The sequence below is a fragment of the Bradyrhizobium sp. I71 genome, from assembly GCF_022354745.1.
Taxonomy (GTDB): Bacteria; Pseudomonadota; Alphaproteobacteria; order Rhizobiales; family Xanthobacteraceae; genus Bradyrhizobium; species Bradyrhizobium liaoningense.
Map to the genome: position 1 here is coordinate 5,385,539 of NZ_CP059398.1, position 25,543 is coordinate 5,411,081.

Below are 25,543 nucleotides of genomic sequence, written 5' to 3' on the forward strand. Positions count from 1 at the left end.
CTTGCACCCCGACGAAACGCATTTCCATGGTTGTCCTACCCGGAAAAATCGGAAACAAGAGGGCGCAAACGACCGAGGACCGTCTCAAGGGCTGAGATCAGATGAGCACCGAAGAACTTCCCCCGCGCGAATCCATGGAATTCGACGTCGTCATCGTCGGCGCCGGCCCCTCCGGTCTGTCCGCTGCGATCCGGCTGAAGCAGCTCAACGCCGATCTCAACGTGGTCGTGGTGGAGAAGGGCTCCGAGGTCGGCGCGCATATTCTCTCGGGCGCGGTGATCGACCCGGCCGGGCTCGACAAGCTGGTCCCGGACTGGCGCGAGGATGCCGACTGCCCGCTGAAGACGCAGGTCAAGGACGACCGCTTCTACTGGATGACGGCCGGCGGCGCGATCAAGCTGCCGAATTTTCTGATGCCGCCGCTGATGGACAATCATCACTGCTACATCGGCTCGCTCGGCAATGTCTGCCGCTGGCTGGCGCGCAAGGCCGAGGCGCTCGGCGTCGAGATCTATCCGGGCTTTGCGGCGACCGAAGTGCTTTATGACGAGGACGGCAAGGTCAAGGGCATCGCCACCGGAGACATGGGCATCGGCCGCGACGGCAAGCCGAAGGACTCTTTTACCCGCGGCATGGAATTGCTCGGTAAGTACACCCTCTTCGCCGAAGGCGCCCGAGGCAGCCTGACCAAGCAGCTCATCGGCAAATTCGCCCTGGACGCCAAAAGCGAGCCGCCGAAGTTCGGCATCGGCCTCAAGGAAGTCTGGCAGATCGATCCCGCCAAGCACCAGAAGGGCCTGATCCAGCATTCGTTCGGCTGGCCGCTCGACATGAAGACCGGCGGTGGCTCGTTCCTCTATCATTATGACGACAATCTCGTCGCCGTCGGCTTCGTCGTCCATCTCAACTACGACGATCCCTACCTGTCCCCGTTCGACGAATTCCAGCGCTTCAAGACTCATCCCGCGGTCCGCAGCACCTTCGAGGGCGCCAAGCGGCTCGCTTACGGCGCGCGCGCGATCACCGAGGGCGGCTACCAGTCAGTGCCGAAGCTCAGCTTCCCCGGCGGCGCGCTGATCGGCTGCGCGGCAGGCTTCGTCAACGTGCCGCGCATCAAGGGCGTGCACAATGCGATGGGCACCGGCATGCTCGCCGCCGAGCACGTCGCAGCCGCGATTGCCGCCGATCGCGCCAATGACGAACTCGTCGAATACGAGAATGCCTGGCGCACGTCGTCCGTCGGCAAGGATTTGTTCCTGGTCCGCAACGTCAAGCCGCTGTGGTCGAAGTTCGGCACCGTGCTTGGCGTCGCGCTGGGCGGCTTCGACATGTGGTGCAACACGCTGTTCGGCGCCTCGCTGTTCGGCACGCAGTCTCATGCCAAGCCCGACCGCGCCACGCTCGAACCGGCGAAGAGCCACACCCCGAAGAACTACCCGAAGCCGGACGGCAAGATCTCCTTCGACAAGCTGTCCTCGGTGTTCCTGTCCAACACCAATCATGAGGAGGACCAGCCGGTCCATCTGAAGGTCACGGACATGAACCTCCAGAAGACCTCCGAACATGACGTCTTCGCCGGTCCTTCGAACCGCTATTGCCCGGCCGGCGTCTATGAATGGATCGAGGAGGGCTCAGGCCCGCGCTTCCAGATCAACGCCCAAAACTGCGTCCACTGCAAAACCTGCGATGTGAAGGACCCCAATGGCAACATCACCTGGGTTCCGCCCGAGGGCGGCGGCGGCCCGAACTACGAGGCGATGTAAGGGCAGGTCTGGTGATCTGGCGCACGTTCGCGTGAGGACCCGGCTGCGGCCACGCGCCGCGGTCACGATAAGGCCACAGTAGCGGCGTCTTGGGGCGCTCTTGGCGGATTCGCCTGGCCGATTTGGGGCATGCGGCGGGGAGAACGTCCGGCCCGAATCCTTGCGGCGAAGCGCCAAAAGCGGCATTGTCGGCCCGACGGTTCCGGGTCCCTATGCCACCGGCCGCGTTCGCATGCGATACGGCCCCCTGTTGCAAACCCAGGCACTACCAACTCAAGGCGAGCCCCTGATGTTTTCAAATCGTTTCATCCGCCGGACTGCTGCCGCCATCGCCCTCATGGGCACCGCGATCGTGGCGGCCCCCGGTGCGGTCCTGGCGCAGACGCCGGACCACCCGGAGAACACGGCGGCGCAGTTTCCGACCCGAAACGATCTGAAATCGCTGACCGGTGCCGGCAGCTATCTCGCCGCCCGCCACGCCAGCGTCGAGCGTGACGCGGCCTCCGCCGCCGCATTCTACCGTTCGGCGCTCCGGACCGATCCCAAGAACAACGAGCTGCTCGACCGTGCCTTCATCTCGTCGGTCGCCGACGGCGACCTCGAGGAGGCGGTCAAGCTCGCCGAGCGGATCCTCACCATCGACAAGACCAACCGCGTCGCGCGTCTCGTCGTCGGCGTGCATGATCTCAAGCTGAAGAAGTATGCGGCCGCGCAGACCAACATCAACCAGTCGATCCGCGGCCCGATCACCGATCTCGTCGCCACGCTGCTGTCGGGCTGGGCCGCTTATGGTGCCGGCGATGCCAAGGGTGGCGTCGCCACCATCGACAAGCTGGCCGGCCCGGAATGGTATCCGCTGTTCAAGGATCTTCACGCCGGCATGATCCTGGAGCTCTCCGGCAGGGAGAAGGACGCCGGCACCCGCTTCGAGCGCGCCTACAAGCTCGACGATTCCATGCTGCGCGTGACCGAGGCCTATGCGCGCTGGCTCTCGCGCAACAAGGATTCCGCCGCCGCGACCACCGTGTACCAGGCCTTCGACAAGAAGCTCGCCCGTCATCCGCTGATCCAGGAGGGCCTGCGCGAGACCAAGGCCGGCAAGAAGATGCCGCCACTCGTCGATTCCGCGCAGGCCGGCGCCGCTGAAGCGCTCTACGGCATCGGCGCCACGCTGACCCGCCGCGGCGGCGAGGATCTGGCGCTGGTCTATCTCCAGCTCTCGCTCTACCTCCAGCCGACCCATCCGCTGGCGCTGCTGTCGCTCGCCGATCTCTATGAATCGGTGAAGCGGCCGAAGATGGCGATCAAGGTCTATGAGCGCGTGCCCGCGACCTCGCCGCTCAAGCGCAATGCGCAGATACAGCTCGCCATTGATCTCGACACCGCCGACCGCACCGACGAGGCGATCAAGATCCTCAAGGGCGTCACGTCAGAGGACCCCAAGGACCTCGAAGCCATCATGGCGCTCGGCAATATCGAGCGCGGTCGCAAGCGGTTCGGGGATTGCGGCGCGACCTATTCGCAAGGAATCGACGTGCTGCAGCCCGGCAACGACAAGGCCAACAGCGTCTGGTACTATTATCGTGGCATCTGCGAGGAGCGCTCCAAGCAGTGGGCCAAGGCCGAGGCCGACATGAAGAAGGCGCTGGAGCTTCAGCCCGACCAGCCGCACGTCCTCAACTATCTCGGCTATTCCTGGATCGACCAGGGCGTGAATCTCGACGAAGGCATGAAGATGATCAAGCGTGCCGTCGAGCAGCGTCCCGACGACGGCTACATCGTCGATTCCCTCGGCTGGGCCTATTACCGTATCGGCAACTACGAAGAGGCGGTGAAGAACCTCGAGCGCGCGATCGATCTCAAGCCCGAGGATCCCACCATCAACGACCATCTCGGCGACGCCTATTGGCGCGTCGGCCGCACGCTGGAGGCAAAATTCCAGTGGTCGCATGCCCGCGATCTCAAGCCCGAGCCGGAAGAACTTCCGAAGATCGAGGCCAAGATCGCCAACGGTCTCGCCGACGACAATTCGAACTCTTCCGCGGCTCAGGCCGAGAAGAAGAAGGACGACGGCAACGGCGGCTGAGGTTTTGTTTGGGGGCGTGTCGCCGATGTCGGCGTTGATTGAAGAGGGGCGGGCGAAGGTCAATTTGAGCCTTCGCGTCGTCGGCCGTCGTGCCGACGGCTATCATGATCTCGAAAGCGTGGTGGCATTCGCCGATTGCGCCGACCGGCTGACGCTGGAGCCGGGCAGCGAGCTGAAGCTCACCACCACCGGGCCGCTGGCGGACGCCTGCGGCGAGACGTCCGACAATCTCGTGCTCAAGGCCGCCAAGCTTCTGGCCGAGGCGGTGCCCGGCCTGAAGCTGGGCGCGTTCGCGCTCGACAAGGTGCTTCCCGTTGCGGCGGGCATCGGCGGCGGTTCGGCCGATGCCGCGGCGGCGCTGCGGCTCCTGGCGCGTCTCAACGATTTGTCGCTCGATGATCCCCGCGTTCAGAAGGTCGCACTCGCGACCGGCGCCGACGTGCCGGTGTGCCTCATTTCGCGCGCCTGCGACATGACCGGCGTCGGCGAGCAGCTGTTGCCGCTCGCGCTGCCGAGCATGCCCTGCGTCATGGTCAATCCGCGCGTGCCGGTCGCGACCAAGGACGTGTTCCAGGCACTGGGGCTGCGCAACGGCGAGCTTCTGGTCGGCGTCACCGACGTCATCCGCGCTCCGGCCTGGCCCGGGGAGGGCGCCTCTATTTCCGATTGGGTCGAGGTTCTGGAAACCGTCGCCAACGACCTTGAAGCGCCTGCGCTGCGCATCGAGCCTGTCATCGGCGAGGTGCTGGAAGCCTTGCGCACCTCCGCCGGCGTCAAGCTCGCCCGCATGTCCGGCTCCGGCGCGACATGCTTTGCGATCTACGGCGCGCGGGCCGAAGCCCATGCCGCCGCCGAGAAGATCCGGCGCGACCACCACGGCTGGTGGGTGCATGCGGGGACATTGAGCTAGGTACGGCAGTTGAGCTAGCCGTGGTCCTCAGCCAGCCCGAGAAACCTTCGGATCTCACCCAACACCTGCTGCGGCTTGTCGTGCTGCAGCCAATGTCCTGCGCCCGCGATGGTCTCGATGCGCGCCTGCGGGAAGTACCGTTCCAGGCCTGCGGCCCTGGCGCCGGCGAGAAAGCTTTCACCGGCATTGAGCAGCAGCGTCGGACAAATGATGCGCGACCACAGCTCGATGTGATCGTCGGGCCAGAGCCGGTGCGGCGCAGCGGCGCGCTGGTAGGGATCGAATTTCCAGCTGTAGGTGCCGTCCTCGTTCTGCCGCGCGCCATGCGTGGCGAGATGCAGGGCGAGGTCGCGGGATAGCCGTTTGTTGTGAAGCATCATCTGCGCGGCGGCCTCCTCGAGGGTGGCATAGCGGCGCGGCGTGCGGTCGTGCAGCTTGTCGAGCTGGCCGACCCATTTGCCGATGCGCTCATGCGCCGGCGGTTTTGGCGTATCCGGCAACATGGTCACGCCGTCGAGGATCACGAGCTTCGAGACCTGCTCGGGGAATGAGCCCGAAAAGATCAGGCTCACCATGCCGCCCATCGAATGGCCGATGAGAGTGACCTGAGGCGCTGCGATATTGCGGACGAGCTGGGAGAGATCGTAGACATATTCCGTCAGCGCGTAGCTGCCGCCTCGGGTCCAGTCGGAATCGCCGTGGCCGCGCAGGTCGGGCGCGAGCACGTGAAAATGCGGCTGCAACGACCGGGCAATGTGATCCCAGCTGCGGCAATGATCGCGGCCGCCATGGACCAGGATGAGTGGTGGCGCGCTCTCATTGCCCCAGTCGGCGTAATGCAGCCGCAGGCCGTGCGATTCATGGAAGCGGCTTTGCGGGGCGAGCATCGTGGCGCTATCCATTCACCGGCCGCCGCGCCAGCGCGAGCGAGAGGCCGAGGCTGGCGATGAAGACGCCGGAGCCCTGCGTGAGACGTCGCATCAGCTGCCGCCGTCCGATCAGCTGCGTGCGTGTCGCGGATGCCATCAGCACCACCACGACATCGGCGAGCGTGTTCAGCGTCACCGAGATCGCACCCAGCACAATGAATTGCAGCGTCGGGCTCGATCCCGAGGGATCGAGGAACTGCGGAATGAAGGCGAGGAAGAACGCCGCGGTCTTTGGGTTCAGGGCCTCGACCAGCACGCCGTCGCGGAAGGCGTGCTTGTCGCCGACTGCCGCGCTCTTGAGCGACAGCGCGCGGCCGGCGCTGCGAAACGTCTTGATTCCGAGCCAGACCAAATAGAGCGCGCCGATGAATTTCACGACGGCAAACAGTTCCGCGCTGGCCAGGATGATCGCGGAGATGCCGAGGCTGCCTGCGACGACATGAACGAGCCCGCCGAGCGCCGTGCCTGCGGTCGACGCCAGGCCACTGGCGCGTCCCTCCGACAGGGTTCGTGCCGCGACGTAGAAAATGCCGGGGCCCGGAACGGCGGCAATGAGGCAAGCTGCGGCCAGGAACAGCCAGAAATTCGTTTCGGTCATCCTGTTTTCGTAGCGGAGCGAGCGGCGATTGCAAGGCCTCTCGCTCAGCCCATCCGGCGGAAGATCACGCTGGCATTCACTCCGCCGAACCCGAACCCGTTGGAGATGGCGCTCTGCATCGCCATCGCTCTCGCTGCGCCGGCAACGATGTCGATGCCTTCGGCGCCGGGATCCGGATTTTCGAGATTGAGCGTCGGCGGTGCGATCTGGTCGCGCAAAGCGAGCACGGTGAAGATCGCCTCCAGCCCGCCAGCGGCGCCGAGCAGGTGCCCGGTGGCCGATTTGGTCGCGCTCACGGCAATGCCGCGGTTGCGGCCGAACAGCGCGGCGATCGCGCCGAGCTCGCTCTCGTCGCCGGCCGGCGTCGACGTCGCATGCGCGTTCAGGTGCTGCAGATCCGCAGGCTCGAGCTTCGCCTGCCGAAGCGCGATCTCCATGGCGCGGCGGGCACCGTCGCCATTGGGCGGACCCGAGGTCATGTGATAGGCGTCCGCGGTCGTGCCGTAGCCGACGATCTCCGCGATCGGCGTCGCGCCGCGCGCCAGTGCATGTTCCAGCGCCTCGATCACCAGGATGCCGGCGCCTTCACCCATCACGAAGCCGTCGCGGTCCCGATCGAACGGGCGCGAGGCGCGCGCGGGTTCGTCGTTGAAGCCGCTCGACAGCGCGCGGGCCGCGGCAAAGCCGCCGAGGCTGACGATGTCGATGCAGGCCTCTGCACCGCCGCAGATCGCGACATCGGCCTCGCCGGCGCGGATCATTCGGGCGGCATCGCCGATCGCCTGCACGCCGGCGGCACAGGCCGTGACCGGCGTGCCCAGCGCGCCCTTGTAGCCGTATTTGATCGAGACCTGGCCGGCGGCGAGATTGGCGAGGAACGAAGGGACCGTGAACGGCGAGAGCCGGCGCGCACCGCGCTTCTCGGTGATGCGGACCGCCTCCGCCATCGCCGGAAAGCCGCCGATGCCGGAGGCGATGATCGTCGCGGTGCGCTCCAGCGCGTTTGCGTCCTGCGGCATCCATTTGGCCTGTGCGACCGCTTCTGCAGTGGCCAGCAGCGCGAACAGGATGAAGCGGTCCATCTTGCGCTGGTCTTTTGGCGCGGCGGCCTGCGCGGGATCGAAGCCGCCATCGGCATCATCGGCGTTGTCGGGCACGAGACCGGCGATGCGCGCCGGCAGTGCCTGCGCCCAATCGGGCAGAGGACGCAGCCCGCTTTGGCCGGCGAGCAGCCGCCGCCACGACAATTCGACCCCACAGCCGAGCGGCGACACCGCGCCCATGCCGGTCACGACGATACGACGCATGTCAGTCTCCAGCCGGCGCAACGGCCGGGTTCATGGCCTTGAGCGAAGCGAGCCGCGCGCGCATCCCGCGGCTGGCGCGGGGCCCCGCGATGACGACCGCATTGGCGAGCGTGATCGGGCGCATGTCGGCGGCATCGACCACGATCGGATCGAGCGGGCGAACGTCGCTCCGGTTCGCGAGCAGGATGGATTCGCCCCTCGGCGCGAGATGCTTGTTACCCCAGGCGAGCAGCGCGACGATGACCGGAAAGAAATCCCGCGCCTTGTCCGTCAGCACGTATTCGTAGCGCGGCGGACGTTCGTTGTAGCGGCGCCGGGCGAACATGCCGCTCGCGGTGAGATGGGCGAGACGCCGCGACAGGATGTTCGGCGCGATTCCGAGGCTTTGCGCGAATTCGTCGAACTTCGTCGCGCCCTGAAACGCATCGCGCAGGATCAGGATGCTCCACCATTCGCCGACGGTCTCCACGGCGCGGCCGACGGGGCATTCCTGGATGGAGGGAGATTTTGGCTGCATATGCAGGAGACTAGGGTAGTAACTTTCAAAATGCAAGTAACAGGTGGGCCGCGATGTATAGGATGAAGACGGCCGCGAGACCGCGACGCTATCGCACAGGTCGAACTCGACTTTGCGAACGATGGCGGTGCGCCACCCTCACCGTCATTGCGAGCGCAGCGATGCAATCCAGATTCCGTCCGCGGAGACAGTCTGGATTGCTTCGCTGCGCTCGCAATGACGATGGTGCGTGCTGGGATGAAGCTTGATTGCTACAACGACGGAGGTGCACTCCCTCTCCCGCTTGCGGGAGAGGGCTGGGGAGAGGGTGTATCCCAAATGGGACAATCCCCAAGAGGAGCAAGCCCTCGCCCGGCGCACGGGACGAAGCTTCGCTTCGCCCGGACGCGCCGACCTCTCCCACAAGCGAGAGAGGTGAACGGCCCGCGGCGATCGATTCAACCTAAAGCCATTCCGCTTCAGTGGAAGCGGAAAGAGCGTCAGCGGCTCAGTGCGACCTTGCCAAACAGAACGCCACGACCTGCTCCAGCGCGCTCTTCATCGGCGAGGGCGGGAACAGCGCGAGCGCGTCGACGGCCATGGCGCCGTAGTGCTGGGCGCGGCTCAGCGTATCCTCGAGCGCGCGGTGCTTGTTCATCAGGCCGATGGCGTGGTCGAGATCGCCGTCGCCGATCTCGCCGCGCTCCAGCGCGCGAATCCAGAAGGCGCGCTCGGTGTCGTTGCCGCGGCGGAAGGCCAGCACGACCGGCAGCGTGATCTTGCCCTCGCGGAAATCGTCGCCGGTGTTCTTGCCGAGCTTGGCGCTCTTGCCGCCATAGTCGAGCACGTCGTCGACGAGCTGGAAGGCGATGCCGAGATTCATGCCGACCGAGCGGCAGGCGGTCTGCTCCGCCTTCGGCCGGTTGGCGATGACGGGGCCGACCTCGCAGGCGGCGGCGAACAATTCGGCGGTCTTGCCGCGGATCACGGCGAGATATTCGTCCTCGGTGGTCGCGGTGTTCTTGGCGGCGGCCAGCTGCATCACCTCGCCCTCGGCGATGGTGGCGGCGGCCGCGGAGAGGATGTCGAGCGCGCGGAGCGATCCGACCTCGACCATCATGCGGAAGGCCTGGCCGAGCAGGAAGTCGCCGACCAGCACGCTCGCCTCGTTGCCCCAGAGCATGCGCGCCGACAGCTTGCCGCGGCGCATCTCGCTCTCGTCGACGACGTCGTCGTGGAGCAGGGTGGCGGTATGCATGAACTCGACCGAGGCCGCGAGCTTGATATGGCCGTCGCCGGTATAGCCGGCCAAGTTGGCCATGGCGAGCGTCAGCATCGGGCGCAGGCGTTTGCCCCCGGAGGAGATCAGGTGATTGGCGACCTCGGGGATCATGGTCACCTCGGAGCCGGTCCGCGACAGAATCGTGGCGTTGACGCGCTCCATGTCAGGGGCGACAAGGGCAACCAGCTCTTCGATCGACGCGCCGGGAGTTTCGAAAGGTACGATGACGGCCACGCCGGTCTCCAATATTTGCCCCGGAAGGGCTATTCTGATGGAAAGACAATAGAAACTGGCGGCGGATGCGGCAAGACCTCGGAACCATTGACATTTGCCGCATGCCCCCCTTTCAGGCAGGAGATCTGCGTTTTGCGCGAACTGGTTCGGACCAATGACATGGTGCTGGTGTCGGCGATCGGCGCGCTGCTCGACGGTGCCAACATCCATCATCTGGTGCTGGACCAGAACATGAGCATCATCGAGGGCTCGCTCGGCATATTGCCGCGGCGGATCCTGGTCCATGAGGACGACGTCCAGGAAGCCAGGGCTCTCCTCACCGAAGCCGGCCTCAGCCACGAACTGCGCGGCGATGATTGAGGCCGCAGATATTACCGAGGACGCCTTTCTCGGCGGGCAATTGCGGTTGAAGCAGAAGCGATCCGGCCATCGCGCCGGGCATGACGCCATCCTGCTTGCAGCGGCGACCGACGCCCTGGCGGGGGACCGCGTGGTCGATTTCGGCGCCGGTGTCGGTACGGCCGGTCTGGCGCTGGCCCGCCGCGTCGCGGGCATCAGGCTCAGTCTGGTCGAGATCGATCCCGAGCTGGCCGAGCTCGCGCGCAGCAACGCGGCGGCGAATGCGATTGCCGCCGAGACGATCGTGCTCGACGTCACGGGCGAGCCGCAGGCCTTTGCGTCAAACGGGCTGTCGCCCGAAAGCGTCGACGTGGTGTTGATGAATCCGCCCTTCAACGATCCGGCCCGGCATCGCGGCTCGCCGGACCGGGCGCGTCACAGCGCGCATGTGGCGACGGAAGAGACCTTGCATGCGTGGGTGCATGCAGCGCGCCGTATCCTCCGATCCAATGGTGTGCTGACCCTGATCTGGCGTGCAGATGGAATCGCCGATGTCCTGGCAGCGCTGTCACGCGGTTTCGGCAGTCTCTCGATCCTGCCGGTTCACGGCGAGGCCGGGCGGCCCGCGATCCGCGTGCTGGTGCGTGCGGTGAAGGGTGGCCGGGCCCCGACGCGATTGCTGCCGGGCCTCATGCTCAACGACGAGTCGCGCTTGTCCAAAAGCGAGGTGACGGAGATTCTGGAAGGGAGAGCGGCGTTGCCGCTGGTGGAACCGTGAGGGCTTACCGGGGAAGCGATTCCGACTGCTGCTCTTGCGGGGACGTGAGGCGGATCGCCATGAACAGCGCGCCGATCAGCAGCATCAGAAGATAGATTTTCATGGTGTTCTCCGCTGCCTCATTGCAGCCTTCCAACGGGAAAACTGCAAAGCACGTTCCGGGCACTTCCAATGACAGTCGCGTGATAAGAAATGGTTAATCAGAGGTAACGACATGGCCGAACAATTGAACGATCGTGAGAGTTCCGGCCTGGCCGACAAGCTCATGCAATATCTGCCGGCACGCTTTCGACCGGGTACCCCAGTGGTGCCGGTGGTGCGGCTGTCAGGGGTGATCGGTGCGGTGACGCCGCTGCGCCCCGGGCTGACGCTTGCCGGCATCGCGCGGGTGCTCGAGCGCGCGTTTTCGTATCGGCACGCCAAGGCCGTGGCGCTGGTGATCAATTCGCCCGGCGGCTCGCCAGTGCAGTCGCGTCAGATCTACTTGCGCATCAAGCAGCTCGCGGCGGAGAAGAAGCTGCCGGTGCTCGTGTTCGTCGAGGACGTCGCGGCGTCTGGTGGCTACATGATCGCCTGTGCCGGCGACGAGATCATCTGCGATCCGTCCTCGATCCTCGGCTCGATCGGCGTGGTCGGCGGCAGTTTTGGTTTCCAGGAGGCGATCAGGCGGCTCGGCATCGAGCGGCGCCTCTATACGGCCGGCGAACACAAGGCGATGCTCGACCCGTTCCTTCCCGAAAACCCCGATGACGTCGCCAAGCTGAAGGCGATCCAGCGCGAGATCCACCGGATCTTCATCTCGCTGGTCAAGGACAGCCGCGGCGCACGGCTGAAGGGAGCGGACGAGACCCTGTTCACGGGCGAATACTGGGCTGGCGACAGTGCCATCGCGCTGGGGCTCGCCGACGGCATCGGCGATCTCCGCTCAACTCTTCGTGCCCGCTATGGCGAGAAGGTTCTCACCCCCGTGATCGCGCAGCCGACCGGGCTGCTCTCCGGTCTTTTGGGGCGGAAATCGCCCGGCGCGGGGCAGCTTTCAGCCCTGGAATCAATGGCCGGCTTGCCGGACGAGCTGATCTCGGCGGTCGAGACACGGGCGATCTGGGCGAAATTCGGGTTCTAGGCAGCGCCATTTGGCCCGGGCCGCGCCAATTGCGGCGCTGGCCCATCTGCGCAACAATGCAGGTGGGGGCTGAGCACTAGACGAGGATCGACCGATGCCGCCGTTCGTCGCTTTCGCGGGCGTCCTGGGCGGGCTTGCCGTGGTCCGCTGGGCCTACAAGACCGCTGTCCGGATCAACCAGGAGCTGGAGGAGATGCGCCTGTCGCGCGTCGCCGAAACCGCCCGCATGGGGGATATCCAGACGCTGAAGCGTGACCCCGTGACCGGAGCTTATCGTCCGGGCTAGCTGCCACAGTCGTCATGCCCGGGCTTGTCCCGGGCATCCGCGTTCTCGTGCGGTTACACAAGGCGTGGATGGCCGGGACAAGCCCGGCCATGACGGAGTACAGGGCCGCTTTCCGGCCCCCTTCGCCTTGATTCCCATCCCCGCCGTCGATACGGTCCCGCGCGATTCAAAACCCCCCGCGAGAGCCCGATCTGACGATGGACGCCTCATTGCCCGCCCATATGCGCCCGGAACGCTCGTTCCAGGGCTTCATCCTCGCGCTCCAGCGGTTCTGGGCCGAGCAGGGCTGCGTGATCCTGCAGCCCTACGACATGGAGATGGGCGCGGGCACCTTCCATCCGGCGACCACCCTGCGCGCGCTCGGGCCAAAGCCCTGGAATGCGGCCTATGTGCAGCCCTCGCGACGGCCCAAGGACGGCCGTTACGGCGAGAACCCGAACCGGATGCAGCACTACTACCAGTTCCAGGTGATCATGAAGCCGTCGCCGCCGAATCTTCAGGATCTGTACCTGAAGTCGCTTGCCGCGATCGGCATCGATTCCGCCGTGCACGACATCCGCTTCGTCGAGGACGATTGGGAGAGCCCCACGCTGGGCGCCTGGGGTTTGGGCTGGGAGTGCTGGTGCGACGGCATGGAGGTCAGTCAGTTCACTTATTTCCAGCAGGTCGCAGGCTTCGAATGCGCGCCGGTCGCAGGTGAGCTCACCTATGGCCTCGAGCGCCTCGCGATGTATGTGCAGGGCGTCGACCGCGTCTACGACCTCAACTTCAACGGCCGCGAGGGTGACGCCAAGGTCACCTATGGCGATGTCTTCCTGCAAGCCGAGCAGGAATATTCGCGGCACAATTTCGAACATGCCGACACCGCGATGCTGTTCGAGCAGTTCAAGATGGCGGAAGCGGCCTGCCGGAAATATCTCGACGCCGGCTGGCGCGAAGGCGGCAATCGGAAGCAGCATCTGATGGCGCTACCGGCCTACGACCAGTGCATCAAGGCGAGCCATGTCTTCAATCTGCTCGATGCGCGCGGCGTGATCTCCGTGACGGAGCGGCAGAGCTACATTCTTCGCGTGCGTGAGCTGGCCAAGGCCTGCGGCGAGGCCTGGATCCACACTGAAGCGGGCGGAGCGGCCTGATGCCCGATCTTTTGCTTGAACTGTTCTCGGAAGAGATTCCCGCGCGCATGCAGGCCAAGGCGGCTGACGATCTGCGCCGCATGGTCACCGACAAGCTCGTCGCCGAAGGTCTCGTCTACGAGGGCGCGAAAGCCTTCGCGACGCCGCGCCGCCTCGCGCTCACCGTGCACGGCATCCCGGCGCGCCAGCCCGACCTCAAGACCGAACGCCGCGGCCCCAAAATCGGCGCGCCCGATGCGGCCGTGCAGGGCTTCCTGAAGGCGACCGGTCTGAAGTCGCTGGACGAGGCCAAGATCCAGCGCGACCCCAAGGGCGATTTCTACATCGGATTGATCGAGAAGCCCGGTCGCGATGCGATCGACGTGCTCGCGGACATCCTCCCCGTCATCATCCGCACCTTCCCCTGGCCGAAATCGATGCGCTGGGGCGCGCGTTCCGGAAAACCCGGCTCGCTCAACTGGGTGCGCCCGCTGCACGCGATTACCGCGACGTTCGGACTCGAGACCGAAGAGCCGGATGTCGTGAAGTTTTCGGTGGATGGCATCGAAGCCGGCCAGACGACCTACGGCCATCGCTTCCTTGCGCCCGCGTCTATTTCCGTGCGCCGCTTCGAGGACTACGAAGCAAAATTGCTCGACGCCAAGGTCGTGCTCGACCCCGAGCGCCGCAAGGATGCGATCCTCACCGACGCCAAGCAGTTGGCGTTCGCGCAGGGCTTCGAACTCGTCGAGGACCAGAACCTGCTCGACGAGGTCGCGGGCCTCGTCGAATGGCCGGTCGTGCTGATGGGCTCGTTCGAGCCGGAGTTCCTGGCGACGCCGGCCGAGGTGATCCGCGCCACCATCCGCAACAACCAGAAGTGCTTCGTGGTGCGCGACCCCAAGACGGGCAAGCTCGCCAACAAGTTCATCCTGGTCGCCAACATCGAGGCGACCGACGGTGGTGCGACCATCATCGCCGGCAACGAGCGCGTCATCCGCGCGCGGCTGTCGGATGCGAAGTTCTTCTACGAAACGGACCTGAAGACCAAGCTCGAGGATCGGCTGCCGAAGTTCGAGCAGATCGTGTTCCACGAGAAGCTCGGCACCCAGGCCGAGCGCATCAAGCGCATCGAGCGCCTTGCCGCGGAGATCGCACCGCTGGTCGGCGCCGATGTCGGCAAGACGACGCGTGCCGCGCATCTGGCCAAGGCGGATCTGCTGACCGAAGTCGTCGGTGAGTTTCCGGAGGTGCAGGGTCTGATGGGCAAGTACTACGCTCTGGCCCAGGGCGAGGACGCTTCCGTCGCCGCCGCCTGCGAGGAGCATTACAAGCCGCAGGGCCCGGCCGATCGTGTGCCGACCGATCCGGTGAGCGTGGCCGTCGCACTTGCCGACAAGATCGATACGCTGGTTGGGTTTTGGGCGATCGACGAAAAGCCGACCGGCAGCAAGGACCCGTATGCGCTGCGTCGCGCGGCGCTGGGTGTGATCCGGCTGATCGCGGAGAATGCGCTGCGTCTGTCGTTGATGAAGGTGGCGGCGTCGGCGCTCGCCGGCCTATCGTTGAAGCCCGCCGATGCGCAGAAGCTTCCGAGCGAGCTGCTCGCCTTCTTTGCCGACCGCCTCAAGGTCCAGCTCCGCGAGCAGGGCGCGCGGCATGATCTTGTCGACGCCGTGTTCGCGCTCGGTGGCCAGGACGACCTGCTGATGATCGTCCGCCGCGTCGAGGCGCTCGGCAAATTCCTCGAGTCCGACGACGGCAAGAACCTGCTCGCCGGCACCAAGCGTGCCAGCAACATCCTCTCGATCGAGGAGAAGAAGGACAAACGCAGCTTCGACGGTGCGCCTGACGCCGCGCTCTACAGCCTCGACGAGGAGAAGGCGCTGGCGAAAGCGATCGGCGAGGTGAAGGCGGAAGCAAGCGCCGCCGTCGCCAGGGAGGACTTCGCTGCCGCCATGAGTGCGATGGCGAAACTTCGTCCGCCGGTCGATGCGTTCTTCGACAAGGTTCGCGTTAATGACGACGATGCGAAGGTGCGCGAGAACCGCCTGAGGCTGCTCAACGAGATCCGCAGCGCCACGCGGGCGGTGGCGGATTTCTCGAAGATCCAGGATTGAGGCGCGGATATTGCGGCTCTCGTGCCCCGGACGCAGCGCAGTGCGCCGCGTCCGGGATACAGGAGTGACAGAGCGCGTAAAAAAGTGCCCCACCCGGCGGGGGGAAGGACCGGGCGGGGCCTGATGTCCGCTTCAAACTGCTCGCGCCAGCCTGATATGGCGCGCCGGACATCTAGTCGATTTCTGTTAGCCGATCAGTCCAGCACCTCGACGATGCGGCGCGAGCGCGGCTCGACCAGAACGGTCTCGCCGTTCACGACGGTGTAGCGATAGGTGGTGGCGCCGAAACGTTGCGGCACGTCATAATAAGTGACGCCGCTTTCGGGTAAGGTGGTGCCGACCACCACGCGATCCGTAATCCGGAAGGGCGGCACACGTTGCTCGACGACATATTCGCGGAAGGCCGGCCGCTGGTCGGCCGCTATGGTCGGGGCGCTGTCGACCACGGCGGGCGCGCGTCCGACGGTGACACCGCTTTGCGCCTGCGCCGCAAGGGGCGAGCCGGTCGCGGCCGCGAGCGCTGCAAGAGCAAGAATCCTGTTCCGCATGGACAACTCCTTCGACGTGTTTTTCCGGACGCGCCAGTGGCGCGACCGGTTGCCAATGCGTGCCTCATGGCAATGTTCCGGGAAAAGGCCTGCCGCATTCGCGGCAATTTCGGGCAGTTTTCGCGAAGGACGGAACTCGCAGCGCGTCCTGCGCATCTCTACTCCCGGAACCGGGCCGGCTATGATCCGCGCGCGATTCGCCTCACCTCCACAGAAAGATAGTTCATGCACATCACCGTCGCCCACATTTCGCCGATCCTGTCGTTGATTGCGGGCGTGCTCATCCTGATCATGCCGCGACTCCTCAACCTCATCGTCGCGATCTTCCTCATCGTCAACGGCGCGATCGGGCTCGGGCTCCTGAAGTGGCTCCGCTTCTAGGCGTCACTTTTCGGAACTGTCCGACTTGCGCGGGCCCGCCCAAAATGGTGTAAGGCCCGCGATTTCCCATTCCTCTCGCAGGTTGTGTGCAAGCTATGGCCAAAGCCGCCTCGAAGCCTAAGAAAATGCCAGCGAAATCAAAGTCCTCTGCCGTCGCGAAGGCCGCGCCGCCGGCCCGCAAGACGCTGGCCAAAAGCGCGCCGAAGCCGGTCGCCAAATCCGCTGCCAAGCCCGCTGCAAAGCCCGCAGCCAAGCCGGCGGCCAAGGCCGTGACCAAGGCGGCTCTGCCGAAGGTCGCCGCGAAGCCCGCACCGAAGAAGGCTGCGCCCGCCAAGGCGGCGCCAGCCGCGGCCAAGGCCGGCAAATGGGTGTTCACATTCGGTGACGGCAAGGCCGAGGGCCGCTCGGAGATGCGCGACCTGCTCGGCGGCAAGGGCGCCAACCTCGCCGAAATGGCCAATCTCGGCCTGCCGGTGCCTCCCGGCTTCACCATCCCGACCTCGGTCTGCACCTATTTCTACGCACACGACAAGACCTACCCGAAGGAGTTGCAGTCGCAGGTTGAGAAGGCGCTCGACTATGTCGGCAAGTTGACCGGCAAGATCTTCGGCGACGCCAAGAACCCGCTGCTCGTCTCCGTGCGCTCCGGCGCGCGCGCCTCGATGCCGGGCATGATGGACACCGTGCTCAATCTCGGCCTCAACGACCAGACCGTGGAAGCGCTGGCCGAATTGTCGGGTGACCGCCGCTTCGCCTTTGACAGCTATCGCCGCTTCATCACCATGTATTCCGACGTGGTGCTCGGCTTCGAGCATCATCACTTCGAGGAAATCCTCGACACCTTCAAGGACACGCAGGGCTACACGCTCGACACGGACCTATCCGCCGACGACTGGGTCGAACTGGTCGGCAAGTACAAGGACGCGGTCGCGCGCGAGACCGGCAAGGACTTCCCGCAGGATCCGCACGACCAGCTCTGGGGCGCGATCGGCGCGGTGTTTTCCTCCTGGATGAACGCGCGCGCGGTGACCTACCGCAAGCTGCACGACATTCCGGAATCCTGGGGCACCGCGGTCAACGTGCAGGCCATGGTGTTCGGCAACATGGGCGAGACCTCGGCGACCGGCGTTGCCTTCACCCGCAACCCCTCGACCGGCGAGAGCAAGCTCTACGGCGAGTTCCTGATCAACGCGCAGGGCGAGGACGTGGTGGCGGGCATCCGCACGCCGCAGGACATCACCGAGGAGGCGCGGAAGGAGTCGGGCTCCGACAAGGCATCGATGGAATCGGCGATGCCGGAGGCCTTCAAGGAACTGACGCGGATCTACACGCTGCTCGAGAAGCACTACCGCGACATGCAGGACATGGAGTTCACGGTCGAGCAGGGCAAGCTCTGGATGCTCCAGACCCGCGGCGGCAAGCGCACCGCGAAAGCGGCGCTGCGCATCGCAGTCGAGCTCGCCAATGAAGGCCTGATCTCGAAGAAGGAAGCGGTGATGCGGATCGATCCGGCCTCGCTCGATCAGCTCTTGCACCCGGCCATCGATCCCGACGCCAAGCGCGACGTGATCGCGACCGGCCTGCCGGCCTCGCCCGGCGCGGCCTCCGGCGAGATCGTGTTCTCCTCGGATGAAGCGGCCAAGCTTCAGGCCGACGGACGCAAGGTGATTCTGGTTCGCATCGAGACCAGCCCGGAAGACATCCATGGCATGCACGCCGCCGAAGGCATTTTGACCACCCGCGGCGGCATGACCTCGCATGCGGCGGTCGTCGCGCGCGGCATGGGCAAGCCCTGCGTCTCCGGCTGCGGTACCATCCGCGTCGACTACGGCCGCGGCACCATGAGCATCGGCTCCCGCACCTTCAAGACCGGCGACGTCATCACCATCGACGGCTCGCTCGGTCAGGTGCTCGCCGGCCGCATGCCGATGATCGAGCCGGAGCTCTCCGGTGAGTTCGGCACGCTGATGAACTGGGCCGACCAGGTCCGCAAGATCGGCGTGCGCGTCAATGGCGATACCCCGGACGATGCGCGCACCGCGATCAAGTTCGGCGCGGAAGGCATCGGCCTCTGCCGCACCGAGCACATGTTCTTTGAGGAGACGCGCATCCGCACGGTGCGCGAGATGATTCTCTCCGAGGATGAGCAGTCGCGTCGTGCCGCGCTCGCGAAACTGCTGCCGATGCAGCGCGCCGACTTCGTCGAGTTGTTCGAGATCATGAAGGGCCTGCCCGTCACGATCCGCCTGCTCGATCCGCCGCTGCACGAGTTCCTGCCGCACACCCACGCCGAGGTCGAGGAAGTGGCGCGCGCCATGAATACCGATCCGCGGCGCCTGGCCGACCGCGCGCGCGAGCTCTCGGAGTTCAATCCGATGCTCGGCTTCCGCGGCTGCCGTATCGCGATCGCCTATCCGGAGATCGCCGAGATGCAGGCGCGTGCGATCTTCGAGGCCGCGGTCGAGGCCGAAAAGCGCACCGGCAAGGCCGTCGGCCTCGAGGTGATGGTGCCGCTGATCGCGACCAAGATGGAGCTCGACCTCGTCAAGGCGCGCATCGACGCCACCGCACAGGCCGTGATGCGCGACAACAACACCAAGCTCGCCTATCAGGTCGGCACCATGATCGAGTTGCCGCGCGCCTGCCTGCTTGCGGCCGAGATCGCCGAGAGCGCCGAATTCTTCTCGTTCGGCACCAACGATCTCACCCAGACCACCTACGGCATCAGCCGCGACGATGCGGCGAGCTTTCTCGGGACCTACGTGTCCAAGGGCATCCTCCCGATCGATCCCTTCATCTCCCTGGATCAGGAAGGCGTCGGCGAACTCGTCAAGATCGGCGTCGCGCGCGGCCGCAAGACGCGCCCGAAGCTCAAGGTCGGCATCTGTGGCGAGCATGGCGGCGATCCCGCCTCCGTCGCCTTCTGTCACCACATCGGTCTCAACTACGTCTCGTGCTCGCCCTACCGCGTGCCGATCGCCCGGCTCGCAGCGGCGCAAGCCGCGCTCGGCAAGGCCGTCGCCAGCCAGGCATAAGCAGAACTAAAATGCCGGAAAGAGAGAGGCGGGGCCAAGACCCCGCCTCTTTCGTCGTCTGTGAAGAATTCCCAAGTCGTTGATTTGGAATCAGGAAACGGCATTTTGCGGTAACGGCATTTGCCGGAAAGCGGGGCTTTGGAGCGGGATTCCTTGCAAACTTGATTTGTGATTCACTCGCCCAAGAACCGGCATTGGCGGGGAATTCGATGCGGCCACCAGAGCGTCGCGAGACGGGGGAGCAGGATCTTTTCCGCTCCCGGCTCGATCAGATCATCGACATGAGGCATCCGCTGGTGACGCTATCGCGCACCGTGGACTGGGGCTTTCTGGAACAGCGGTTCGGCGAGGTTTACGACGACGACCCCGGCCGGCCGCCGCTGCCGACGCGCCTGATGGCGGGGCTGGCGATCCTCAAGCACACCTACGACCTGTCCGACGAAGTTCTGTGCGAGCGGTGGGTCGAGAACCCCTATTACCAACATTTCTGCGGCGAGGAGTTCTTCCAGCACCGGCTGGTGTTCGATCGCTCGTCGCTGACGCGCTGGCGCAACCGCATGGGTGAGGAACGGCTGGCGGCACTGATCCAGGAGAGCCTGTCGGTTGCCGTCAGGACCAAGGCAATCAAGCCGTCGGAGCTGTCGCGGGTGATCGTCGACACCACGGTTCAGCCCAAGAACGTGACGTTTCCCACCGATGCAAAGCTTCTGAACCGGGCGCGCGAGAAGCTGGTGCGGCTGGCGCAGCGCCATGGGGTGGCTTTGCGGCAGTCCTATGCGCGGGTAGGCAAGTTCGCCCTGATCAAGCACCAGCGCCATGCCCACGCCAAGCAGTTCAAGCGCGCCAACCGGGCGCTCAAGACGCTGCGAACCTATCTGGGCCGCGTGATCCGCGACATCGGCCGCAAGATCGAGGGCAATGGTGGGCTCGAAGCGGCGTTCGCCAAATTGCTGTTGCTGGCGCGGCGCGTACGCGAGCAGCAGCAGCGTCAACGGGGGCCGAAGGTCTATTCCCTGCACGCGCCGGAGGTCGAGTGCATCGGCAAGGGTAAGGCTCACAAGCCTTACGAGTTCGGCGTCAAAGTCTCCGTCGCCACCACGATCGGCCACGCCAAAGGCGGCCAGTTCGTCACTCATGTGAAGGCGCTGCCCGGCAATCCCTATGACGGTCACACGCTGGCCACCGTGATCCCGGACATGGAGGCGCTGATCGGCAACACCATCGCGCGCCTCCTCGCCGACAAGGGATATCGCGGCCACAACGCGCCGCCCGATTACAGGTTCAGGGTCTTCATCTCCGGCCAGAAGCGAGGAGTGACACCCAGCATCAAACGCGAATTGCGTCGCAGGGCCGCTGTCGAGCCCGTCATCGGCCATCTCAAAGCCGAGCACCGCATGGGCCGCAATTATCTCTGGTTCCGTCGCGGCGATGCCGCCAACGCCGTCCTCGCCGCCGCTGGCTACAACTTCCGACGCCTCATCCGCTGGCTCAGGCTTTTGTTGCGCCAAATCCTCTCGGCTCTAACTGCCGCGCCTCAGACCGTTCCAGCCTGAGGACAGAGTTCTTCACGGACGACTCTTTCATTTTTGACGCCGTTCTCGCCACGCCGTCATTGCGAGCGCAGCGAAGCAATCCAGAGTCTTTCAGCGGAGGGATTCTGGATTGCTTCGCTGCGCTCGCAATGACGAGTTCGTGGGACGTGTTCGCCACACACTCCGCTGTCATCGCCCGGCTTGACCGGGCGATCCAGTACTCCGAGACAGCAGTGGTTGAATCGAAACGCCACGGCGTACTGGATGCCCCGCCTTCGCGGGCATGACCGCTGTGGCGTGGAGGCGCTGTGTGCAAATGCTAGCACCGGGAACTCATCACGCGTCCCGTAATGATACGCATGCGCAAGAGTTCCTTCACCATGCGCGTTGACCGGACGTTTACCGCTTCGCGTGAGGCCGCATTTACCAATGCGCGACATCGCCACGTGAAAACCCCTCTGTTCGCTTGAGTGTGCCGTATGCGCCACGCGGATTAACGCCCCGGCAACCTAAATTAGATACTTACGATAAGGATCGAATTGCACGGATGTACTGAGTTCGATCAGACGAGCGTAAGCGTAGCGTGAGCGTATCGATGTCAGTGTTGCGTAACCATCCGAAGGGCGCGCGGTTCGCGTCCTTCGGCATCGGTCTCTGCATCTTCGCATTGATGCCGAGAGAGACCGGCTATCAGGACATTGCCTCCCTGCTGGCGCGCCAGCCCGGCGTCGCCGAGCGGTGGCAGAAGCAGGTGTTTTCCGCTGCGTCCTCGATCCAGCTTGCGACCTACAGCTTCTCGCGGCCCATCGGCACCTCCGCTCCGCAGAGCGCGATGGTTCGGCTCGCGAGCCTCGACGGCCGCGACGTCACCGGCGCGATCAGCCGCAATCCTGCGCTTCAGGCGCCGCCGCGCTACCAGGCCTCCGACTTTCCCAAAGTCGATCGCTCCCTGAAGGGTGATCGCCTCGCAACCGTCGCGCCGACGCAGGCTCCCGAGACGGTCGCACCTGCTGCGGCGCCGGCCGAGGAAGATCCCGCGACGTCGAACCGCTCGGTGTTCGGCGCCAAGACCGCCGAGTTGCCGCAGGCGATGTCGCCGGAATCCGCAGCCGTGCTCGATCCCGAGCTCCAGGAGGCGTTGCGCGCGCCGCCGCTGCCGCAATACTCCAATCCGCCGCAGGCCAGCGACGCTGCGCGCGCGCTCGCGACGGCGCCACTGGAGGCGTTGAAGCGGGCTCCCGCCGCGCCGGCACCGGCGCGCGAGCCCTTCGCCGTCAAGACCTCGAGCCTGTTCTTCGGCAGCTCATCGCTCGGCGGCAATCTCGAGCCCATCGAGAGCTGGCAGCCGGGCGCCGAGCCGCTGATCGTGATGCCCGATCCCGACATGAAGGTGACGGCTTCGCTGTCGCCGCCATCGGCGGAGATTGCCAAGGAGGTCGAAGGCGGCGAGAGCGTTGCGCCGAAGGGCGAGGTCAACGCCGACAACCAGCGCGCCAGATCGCCGGCGGAGCGGCTCGCGCTCGACGACAAGTCGCGCGCGAAATCGGAGAAATGCCTCGCCGAAGCCGTCTATTTCGAATCCCGCGGCGAGGCCGTGCGCGGCCAGATGGCGGTGGCGCAGGTGGTGATGAACCGCGTGTTCTCCGGCAAGTATCCCGAAACCGTGTGCGGCGTGGTCTACCAGAACAAGTACCGTCATTTCGCCTGCCAGTTCACCTTCGCCTGCGACAACAATCCGGACGTGATCCGCGAGCCCGAAATGTGGGAGCGGGCCAAGAAGATCTCCAAGGCGATGCTCGACGGCCAGATCTGGCTGCCCGAGGTCGGCAAGTCCACGCACTACCACGCCTATTGGGTCCGCCCGTCCTGGGTCGCCGAGATGAAGAAGCTGTACAAGACCGGCGTGCACACCTTCTATCGCCCGCGCAACTGGGGCGACGGCAGCGAGGAGCCGAGCTGGGGCACCCCGGCCCAGACCGCCGCGCTGTCCGCCGAACTCGCGCAGGAGGCCAAGAGCTCGGCCGAGATGGGTGCGAGCGAGCGCAGGTAGCCGTTCAAAAAAGAGGTCGTCATGCCCGGGCTTTGTCCCGGGCATCCACGTTCTCCGTGCTGTGGCAAGGCGTGGATGGCCGGGACAAGCCCGGCCATGACGTTGTGGAGGCGTTAGAGTGCCAATCACGCCTCGATATCCAGCGCACAATCGAAGTTCGGCGCCGAATGCGTCAGCGCGCCCGCCGACGCATAATCGACACCGGTCGCCGCAATCGCGGCGATCGAATCCAGCGTGACGCCGCCGGACGCCTCCAGTTCGAGGCGGCCTTCGTTGATCCGCACCGCCTCGCGCAGCATCGCAAGGTCCATGTTGTCGAGCAGCACCGCGTCGGCCATCCCGCTGTCGAGCACCTCGCGCAGTTGTGCCAGCGTATCGACCTCGATCTCGATCTTGACGAGATGGCCCGCGTGGGCACGGGCGCGCTCCAGCACCGGACGGATGCCGCCGGCGACCGCAATGTGGTTGTCCTTGATCAGGATGGCGTCGTCGAGCCCGAAGCGATGGTTGAAGCCGCCGCCGCAGCGCACCGCGTATTTCTCAAGTGCGCGCAATCCAGGCGTGGTTTTTCGGGTGCAGCAGATGCGCATCTTCGTGCCTTCGGTGCGAGCGACATAGTCCGCCGTGAGCGTGGCTATGCCGGACAGGCGGCCGACGAAGTTCAGCGCGGTTCGCTCGGCCGTGAGAATGGCGCGCGCGGGGCCCGAGATCGTCAGCACATGCTGGCCGCGGGCAACCCGCGCGGCGTCGCGAACATGCGCACGCAACTCGATGTCGGGCGACAGCTTCTGCAGGGTCGCGAGCGCCAACGGCAATCCGGCGATCACGCCGGACTGGCGCGCGACGAGGATCGCCTGCGCCCTCGTCGCTTCCGGGATCGTCGCAAGCGAGGTGATGTCGCCAGCGCGGCCGAGGTCCTCGTCGAGCGCGCGCTGCACGGCCTCGTCGATCGCGAGCGGAGAGAGAAAGGCGTCGAGATAGAGCAGTGAGGTCGGGGTAATCATGGGGCCTCCTTCAGGCGATCATGGATTGCGCGATGCGCGGCAGCGGACGCTCGTTCAGGCTCTCCGCGACCTCGCGCATCGCGACGAGCGTGGTCATCGTTCTCCGAGCCGGTCCGGGAGCGTCAGCGGGATGATCGGAACGGAAATGCGCGCCGCGGCTCTCGCGCCGCGTCCAGGCCGCAGCCGCGACGAGCAGGGCCGAAGTCGCCATGTTGCGAAGGGCGATGTCTCCGGCCTCGCGTTCGAGCATGGCGAAGTGGCGCACGGCGTCCGCAAGCCCGTCACCGTCGCGGATCACGCCGACATGTGCGCTCATCATCGCGCGCAACCGCTTCACCGCTACCGCATCCGGCGTGCCGGCGCGCGGCATCACCAACGCGTCGGGAAGGCGGCCGGGCGAGGGCACAAGGCGGCCGGCGATGTCGTCGGCAATGCGTGCGGCATAGACGACGGCCTCCAGCAGCGAGTTGGAGGCGAGCCGGTTGGCGCCATGCGCACCGGTCGAGGACACTTCGCCGCCGGCCCAGAGCCCGTCGATCGAGCTGCGGCCGCGCATGTCCACCGCGATGCCGCCCATGTGGTAGTGTGCGGCCGGCGCAATCGGTATCGGTTGCGCCGCGGGATCGATGCCGGCGGCGATGCAGCTCGCATGCACGGTCGGAAATTTCTCGGCGAAGCGTGCGCCCAGCGCCTGCCGCGCATCGAGGAAGGCGCCGCGCCCGGCCGCGATCTCGGTGAAGACGCCGCGGGCCACGATGTCGCGTGGTGCGAGCTCGGCGAGCGGGTGGCATGCCCTCATGAATCGCTCGCCGTTGCCGTTGATCAGCGTTGCGCCTTCGCCACGCAAGGCTTCGGTGGCGAGCGGCGCCGGGTCGCGGCCGACCATGATGGCGGTGGGGTGGAACTGCACGAATTCGGGATCGGCAATCACGGCGCCGGCGCGGGCTGCGATGGCAAGGCCGGAGCCGCTGGCCTCGAGCGGATTGGTGGTGACGCCATAGAGATGGCCGATTCCGCCGGTCGCAAGCACGATCGCGCGTGAAGCGAGCACGGCCGGCCGTGCAGCGGGATTGCCGGCCTCGCGCAATTGAAGGCCGGTGACGGCGCCGTCCTCGGTCAGCAGGGCTTCGGCGACAAAGCCTTCTATCAGGCGGATCGAGGGCGTTCGCCGCACGGCTTCGCTCAGCGCCGCGATGATCGCGGCGCCAGCGCCATCGCCGCGCACATGCACGATGCGCCGCGCGGAATGCGCAGCTTCCCGTCCGACGGCAAGCCTGCCTTCGAGATCGCGGTCGAACGGCACCCCGTAGGCGAGAAGGTCATGGATGCGCGGCGCCGCCTCGCGCGCGATCCCGAGTGCGACGGCTTCATCGACAAGGCCGCCGCCGACCGCGACGGTATCGGCGGCATGTGCCTCCGGCGTGTCGCCTTCGGCCACCGCCGCGGCGATGCCGCCTTGCGCCCATGCAGACGACGCGCCCTGTCCGAGCGGTGCCGCCGAGATCAGCGTCACCGGTCGCGGCGCAAGCTTCAGCGCGCAGAACAGTCCGGCAAGGCCGCCGCCGACGATGACGACGTCGTCGGTGCTGCGGGTGAGGTCGTGGACCTTGTGCTGCATGCCGTGCTC

At 65.7% G+C, this 25,543-nt stretch carries 21 protein-coding genes; 13 read left to right on the forward strand and 8 right to left on the reverse strand.

Features of this window, described 5'->3' with window-relative positions; genetic code table 11:
- The first annotated feature begins 101 nt into the window (after positions 1-101).
- The 3 genes from FJV43_RS25935 to FJV43_RS25945 all read left to right on the forward strand — a co-directional run bounded on the left by FJV43_RS25935 (position 102) and on the right by FJV43_RS25945 (position 4,759).
- Positions 102-1,763 carry an electron transfer flavoprotein-ubiquinone oxidoreductase gene (locus FJV43_RS25935; protein WP_239621895.1) on the forward strand — a complete coding sequence of 554 codons (1,662 nt, stop codon included), beginning with the start codon at positions 102-104 and terminating at the stop codon, positions 1,761-1,763.
- A gap of 289 nt (positions 1,764-2,052) precedes the next feature.
- Positions 2,053-3,849 (forward strand): tetratricopeptide repeat protein, encoded by a 1,797-nt coding sequence (locus FJV43_RS25940; protein ID WP_239621896.1) that lies wholly within the window; start codon positions 2,053-2,055, stop codon positions 3,847-3,849.
- A 25-nt stretch (positions 3,850-3,874) separates the two neighbouring features.
- The gene (locus FJV43_RS25945; protein WP_239621897.1) at positions 3,875-4,759 is read left to right on the forward strand and encodes a 4-(cytidine 5'-diphospho)-2-C-methyl-D-erythritol kinase; all 885 of its coding nucleotides are present in this window, start codon (positions 3,875-3,877) and stop codon (positions 4,757-4,759) included.
- Between the two features lie 14 nt (positions 4,760-4,773).
- Here FJV43_RS25945 and FJV43_RS25950 read toward each other — a convergent pair whose 3' ends face one another.
- From FJV43_RS25950 to FJV43_RS25970, 5 genes are all read right to left on the reverse strand, one after another.
- The gene (locus FJV43_RS25950) at positions 4,774-5,646 is read right to left on the reverse strand and encodes an alpha/beta hydrolase (RefSeq protein ID WP_239629603.1); all 873 of its coding nucleotides are present in this window, start codon (positions 5,644-5,646) and stop codon (positions 4,774-4,776) included.
- Positions 5,647-5,653: 7 nt separating this feature from the next.
- Complete coding sequence (locus FJV43_RS25955) at positions 5,654-6,286, reverse strand: LysE family translocator (RefSeq protein ID WP_239621898.1); 633 nt, start codon at positions 6,284-6,286, stop codon at positions 5,654-5,656.
- A gap of 44 nt (positions 6,287-6,330) precedes the next feature.
- Entirely contained in the window at positions 6,331-7,593 is a 1,263-nt protein-coding gene (gene fabF, locus FJV43_RS25960) for a beta-ketoacyl-ACP synthase II (protein WP_239621899.1), read from the reverse strand.
- 1 nt (position 7,594) lies between these two features.
- Complete coding sequence (locus tag FJV43_RS25965; RefSeq protein ID WP_239621900.1) at positions 7,595-8,110, reverse strand: helix-turn-helix domain-containing protein; 516 nt, start codon at positions 8,108-8,110, stop codon at positions 7,595-7,597.
- A gap of 487 nt (positions 8,111-8,597) precedes the next feature.
- Positions 8,598-9,605: a polyprenyl synthetase family protein gene (locus FJV43_RS25970; RefSeq protein WP_131866317.1), complete on the reverse strand. Its 1,008-nt coding sequence runs from the start codon at positions 9,603-9,605 to the stop codon at positions 8,598-8,600.
- A gap of 132 nt (positions 9,606-9,737) precedes the next feature.
- Here FJV43_RS25970 and FJV43_RS25975 point away from each other — a divergent pair, with 132 nt between their 5' ends.
- From FJV43_RS25975 to glyS, 6 genes are all read left to right on the forward strand, one after another.
- Positions 9,738-9,965: a DUF2007 domain-containing protein gene (locus FJV43_RS25975; RefSeq protein WP_028178667.1), complete on the forward strand. Its 228-nt coding sequence runs from the start codon at positions 9,738-9,740 to the stop codon at positions 9,963-9,965.
- The gene (locus tag FJV43_RS25980; protein WP_239621901.1) at positions 9,958-10,722 is read left to right on the forward strand and encodes a methyltransferase; all 765 of its coding nucleotides are present in this window, start codon (positions 9,958-9,960) and stop codon (positions 10,720-10,722) included. The genes FJV43_RS25975 and FJV43_RS25980 overlap by 8 nt, the downstream gene beginning before the upstream one ends.
- Positions 10,723-10,936: 214 nt before the next feature.
- The gene (locus FJV43_RS25985) at positions 10,937-11,845 is read left to right on the forward strand and encodes a S49 family peptidase (protein WP_239621902.1); all 909 of its coding nucleotides are present in this window, start codon (positions 10,937-10,939) and stop codon (positions 11,843-11,845) included.
- Between the two features lie 94 nt (positions 11,846-11,939).
- Positions 11,940-12,131, forward strand: a complete 192-nt coding sequence (locus FJV43_RS25990) for a hypothetical protein (RefSeq protein ID WP_074122886.1) — start codon at positions 11,940-11,942, stop codon at positions 12,129-12,131.
- 197 nt (positions 12,132-12,328) lie between these two features.
- The gene (locus tag FJV43_RS25995) at positions 12,329-13,267 is read left to right on the forward strand and encodes a glycine--tRNA ligase subunit alpha (protein WP_239621903.1); all 939 of its coding nucleotides are present in this window, start codon (positions 12,329-12,331) and stop codon (positions 13,265-13,267) included.
- Positions 13,267-15,366, forward strand: coding sequence for a glycine--tRNA ligase subunit beta (gene glyS, locus FJV43_RS26000; protein ID WP_239621904.1), 2,100 nt, complete (start codon positions 13,267-13,269; stop codon positions 15,364-15,366). The genes FJV43_RS25995 and glyS overlap by 1 nt, the downstream gene beginning before the upstream one ends.
- A 194-nt stretch (positions 15,367-15,560) precedes the next feature.
- Here the strand turns inward: glyS and FJV43_RS26005 are convergent, their stop codons facing one another.
- The gene (locus FJV43_RS26005) at positions 15,561-15,914 is read right to left on the reverse strand and encodes a DUF1236 domain-containing protein (protein ID WP_239621905.1); all 354 of its coding nucleotides are present in this window, start codon (positions 15,912-15,914) and stop codon (positions 15,561-15,563) included.
- A gap of 225 nt (positions 15,915-16,139) precedes the next feature.
- Between FJV43_RS26005 and FJV43_RS26010 the strand changes: the two genes are divergently transcribed.
- The 4 genes from FJV43_RS26010 (at position 16,140) to FJV43_RS26025 (ending at position 22,912) form a co-directional block, all read left to right on the forward strand.
- The gene (locus FJV43_RS26010) at positions 16,140-16,295 is read left to right on the forward strand and encodes a DUF3096 domain-containing protein (RefSeq protein WP_008562090.1); all 156 of its coding nucleotides are present in this window, start codon (positions 16,140-16,142) and stop codon (positions 16,293-16,295) included.
- A gap of 95 nt (positions 16,296-16,390) precedes the next feature.
- Positions 16,391-19,330 (forward strand): pyruvate, phosphate dikinase, encoded by a 2,940-nt coding sequence (gene ppdK / locus FJV43_RS26015; RefSeq protein ID WP_239621906.1) that lies wholly within the window; start codon positions 16,391-16,393, stop codon positions 19,328-19,330.
- A 209-nt stretch (positions 19,331-19,539) separates the two neighbouring features.
- A complete protein-coding gene (locus FJV43_RS26020) occupies positions 19,540-20,883 on the forward strand; it encodes an IS5 family transposase (RefSeq protein WP_239620637.1) in 1,344 nt (447 codons plus the stop codon).
- Positions 20,884-21,457: 574 nt separating this feature from the next.
- The gene (locus FJV43_RS26025; RefSeq protein ID WP_239621907.1) at positions 21,458-22,912 is read left to right on the forward strand and encodes a cell wall hydrolase; all 1,455 of its coding nucleotides are present in this window, start codon (positions 21,458-21,460) and stop codon (positions 22,910-22,912) included.
- Positions 22,913-23,037: 125 nt separating this feature from the next.
- On the opposite strand, the gene nadC is transcribed toward FJV43_RS26025, so the two are convergent.
- Together nadC and FJV43_RS26035 are read right to left on the reverse strand one after the other, a co-directional pair.
- The gene (nadC, locus tag FJV43_RS26030; RefSeq protein ID WP_239621908.1) at positions 23,038-23,916 is read right to left on the reverse strand and encodes a carboxylating nicotinate-nucleotide diphosphorylase; all 879 of its coding nucleotides are present in this window, start codon (positions 23,914-23,916) and stop codon (positions 23,038-23,040) included.
- 10 nt (positions 23,917-23,926) lie between these two features.
- The gene (locus FJV43_RS26035) at positions 23,927-25,534 is read right to left on the reverse strand and encodes an L-aspartate oxidase (RefSeq protein ID WP_239621909.1); all 1,608 of its coding nucleotides are present in this window, start codon (positions 25,532-25,534) and stop codon (positions 23,927-23,929) included.
- Positions 25,535-25,543: the final 9 nt, after the last annotated feature.

What these genes read in the sequence shown, in the direction of transcription:
- FJV43_RS26010 (WP_008562090.1), top strand. Translation starts at nt 16,140, where the DNA reads ATGCACATCACCGTCGCCCACATTTCGCCGATCCTGTCGTTGATTGCG.
- FJV43_RS26035 (WP_239621909.1), bottom strand. Translation starts at nt 25,534, where the DNA reads ATGCAGCACAAGGTCCACGACCTCACCCGCAGCACCGACGACGTCGTC.
- FJV43_RS26020 (WP_239620637.1), top strand. Translation starts at nt 19,540, where the DNA reads ATGCGGCCACCAGAGCGTCGCGAGACGGGGGAGCAGGATCTTTTCCGC.
- FJV43_RS25945 (WP_239621897.1), top strand. Translation starts at nt 3,875, where the DNA reads ATGTCGGCGTTGATTGAAGAGGGGCGGGCGAAGGTCAATTTGAGCCTT.
- FJV43_RS25990 (WP_074122886.1), top strand. Translation starts at nt 11,940, where the DNA reads ATGCCGCCGTTCGTCGCTTTCGCGGGCGTCCTGGGCGGGCTTGCCGTG.
- FJV43_RS25985 (WP_239621902.1), top strand. Translation starts at nt 10,937, where the DNA reads ATGGCCGAACAATTGAACGATCGTGAGAGTTCCGGCCTGGCCGACAAG.
- FJV43_RS25940 (WP_239621896.1), top strand. Translation starts at nt 2,053, where the DNA reads ATGTTTTCAAATCGTTTCATCCGCCGGACTGCTGCCGCCATCGCCCTC.
- ppdK (WP_239621906.1), top strand. Translation starts at nt 16,391, where the DNA reads ATGGCCAAAGCCGCCTCGAAGCCTAAGAAAATGCCAGCGAAATCAAAG.
- FJV43_RS25980 (WP_239621901.1), top strand. Translation starts at nt 9,958, where the DNA reads ATGATTGAGGCCGCAGATATTACCGAGGACGCCTTTCTCGGCGGGCAA.
- fabF (WP_239621899.1), bottom strand. Translation starts at nt 7,593, where the DNA reads ATGCGTCGTATCGTCGTGACCGGCATGGGCGCGGTGTCGCCGCTCGGC.
- FJV43_RS26005 (WP_239621905.1), bottom strand. Translation starts at nt 15,914, where the DNA reads ATGCGGAACAGGATTCTTGCTCTTGCAGCGCTCGCGGCCGCGACCGGC.
- FJV43_RS25955 (WP_239621898.1), bottom strand. Translation starts at nt 6,286, where the DNA reads ATGACCGAAACGAATTTCTGGCTGTTCCTGGCCGCAGCTTGCCTCATT.
- FJV43_RS25935 (WP_239621895.1), top strand. Translation starts at nt 102, where the DNA reads ATGAGCACCGAAGAACTTCCCCCGCGCGAATCCATGGAATTCGACGTC.
- FJV43_RS25950 (WP_239629603.1), bottom strand. Translation starts at nt 5,646, where the DNA reads ATGCTCGCCCCGCAAAGCCGCTTCCATGAATCGCACGGCCTGCGGCTG.
- FJV43_RS25995 (WP_239621903.1), top strand. Translation starts at nt 12,329, where the DNA reads ATGGACGCCTCATTGCCCGCCCATATGCGCCCGGAACGCTCGTTCCAG.
- FJV43_RS25965 (WP_239621900.1), bottom strand. Translation starts at nt 8,110, where the DNA reads ATGCAGCCAAAATCTCCCTCCATCCAGGAATGCCCCGTCGGCCGCGCC.
- FJV43_RS26025 (WP_239621907.1), top strand. Translation starts at nt 21,458, where the DNA reads ATGTCAGTGTTGCGTAACCATCCGAAGGGCGCGCGGTTCGCGTCCTTC.
- glyS (WP_239621904.1), top strand. Translation starts at nt 13,267, where the DNA reads ATGCCCGATCTTTTGCTTGAACTGTTCTCGGAAGAGATTCCCGCGCGC.
- nadC (WP_239621908.1), bottom strand. Translation starts at nt 23,916, where the DNA reads ATGATTACCCCGACCTCACTGCTCTATCTCGACGCCTTTCTCTCTCCG.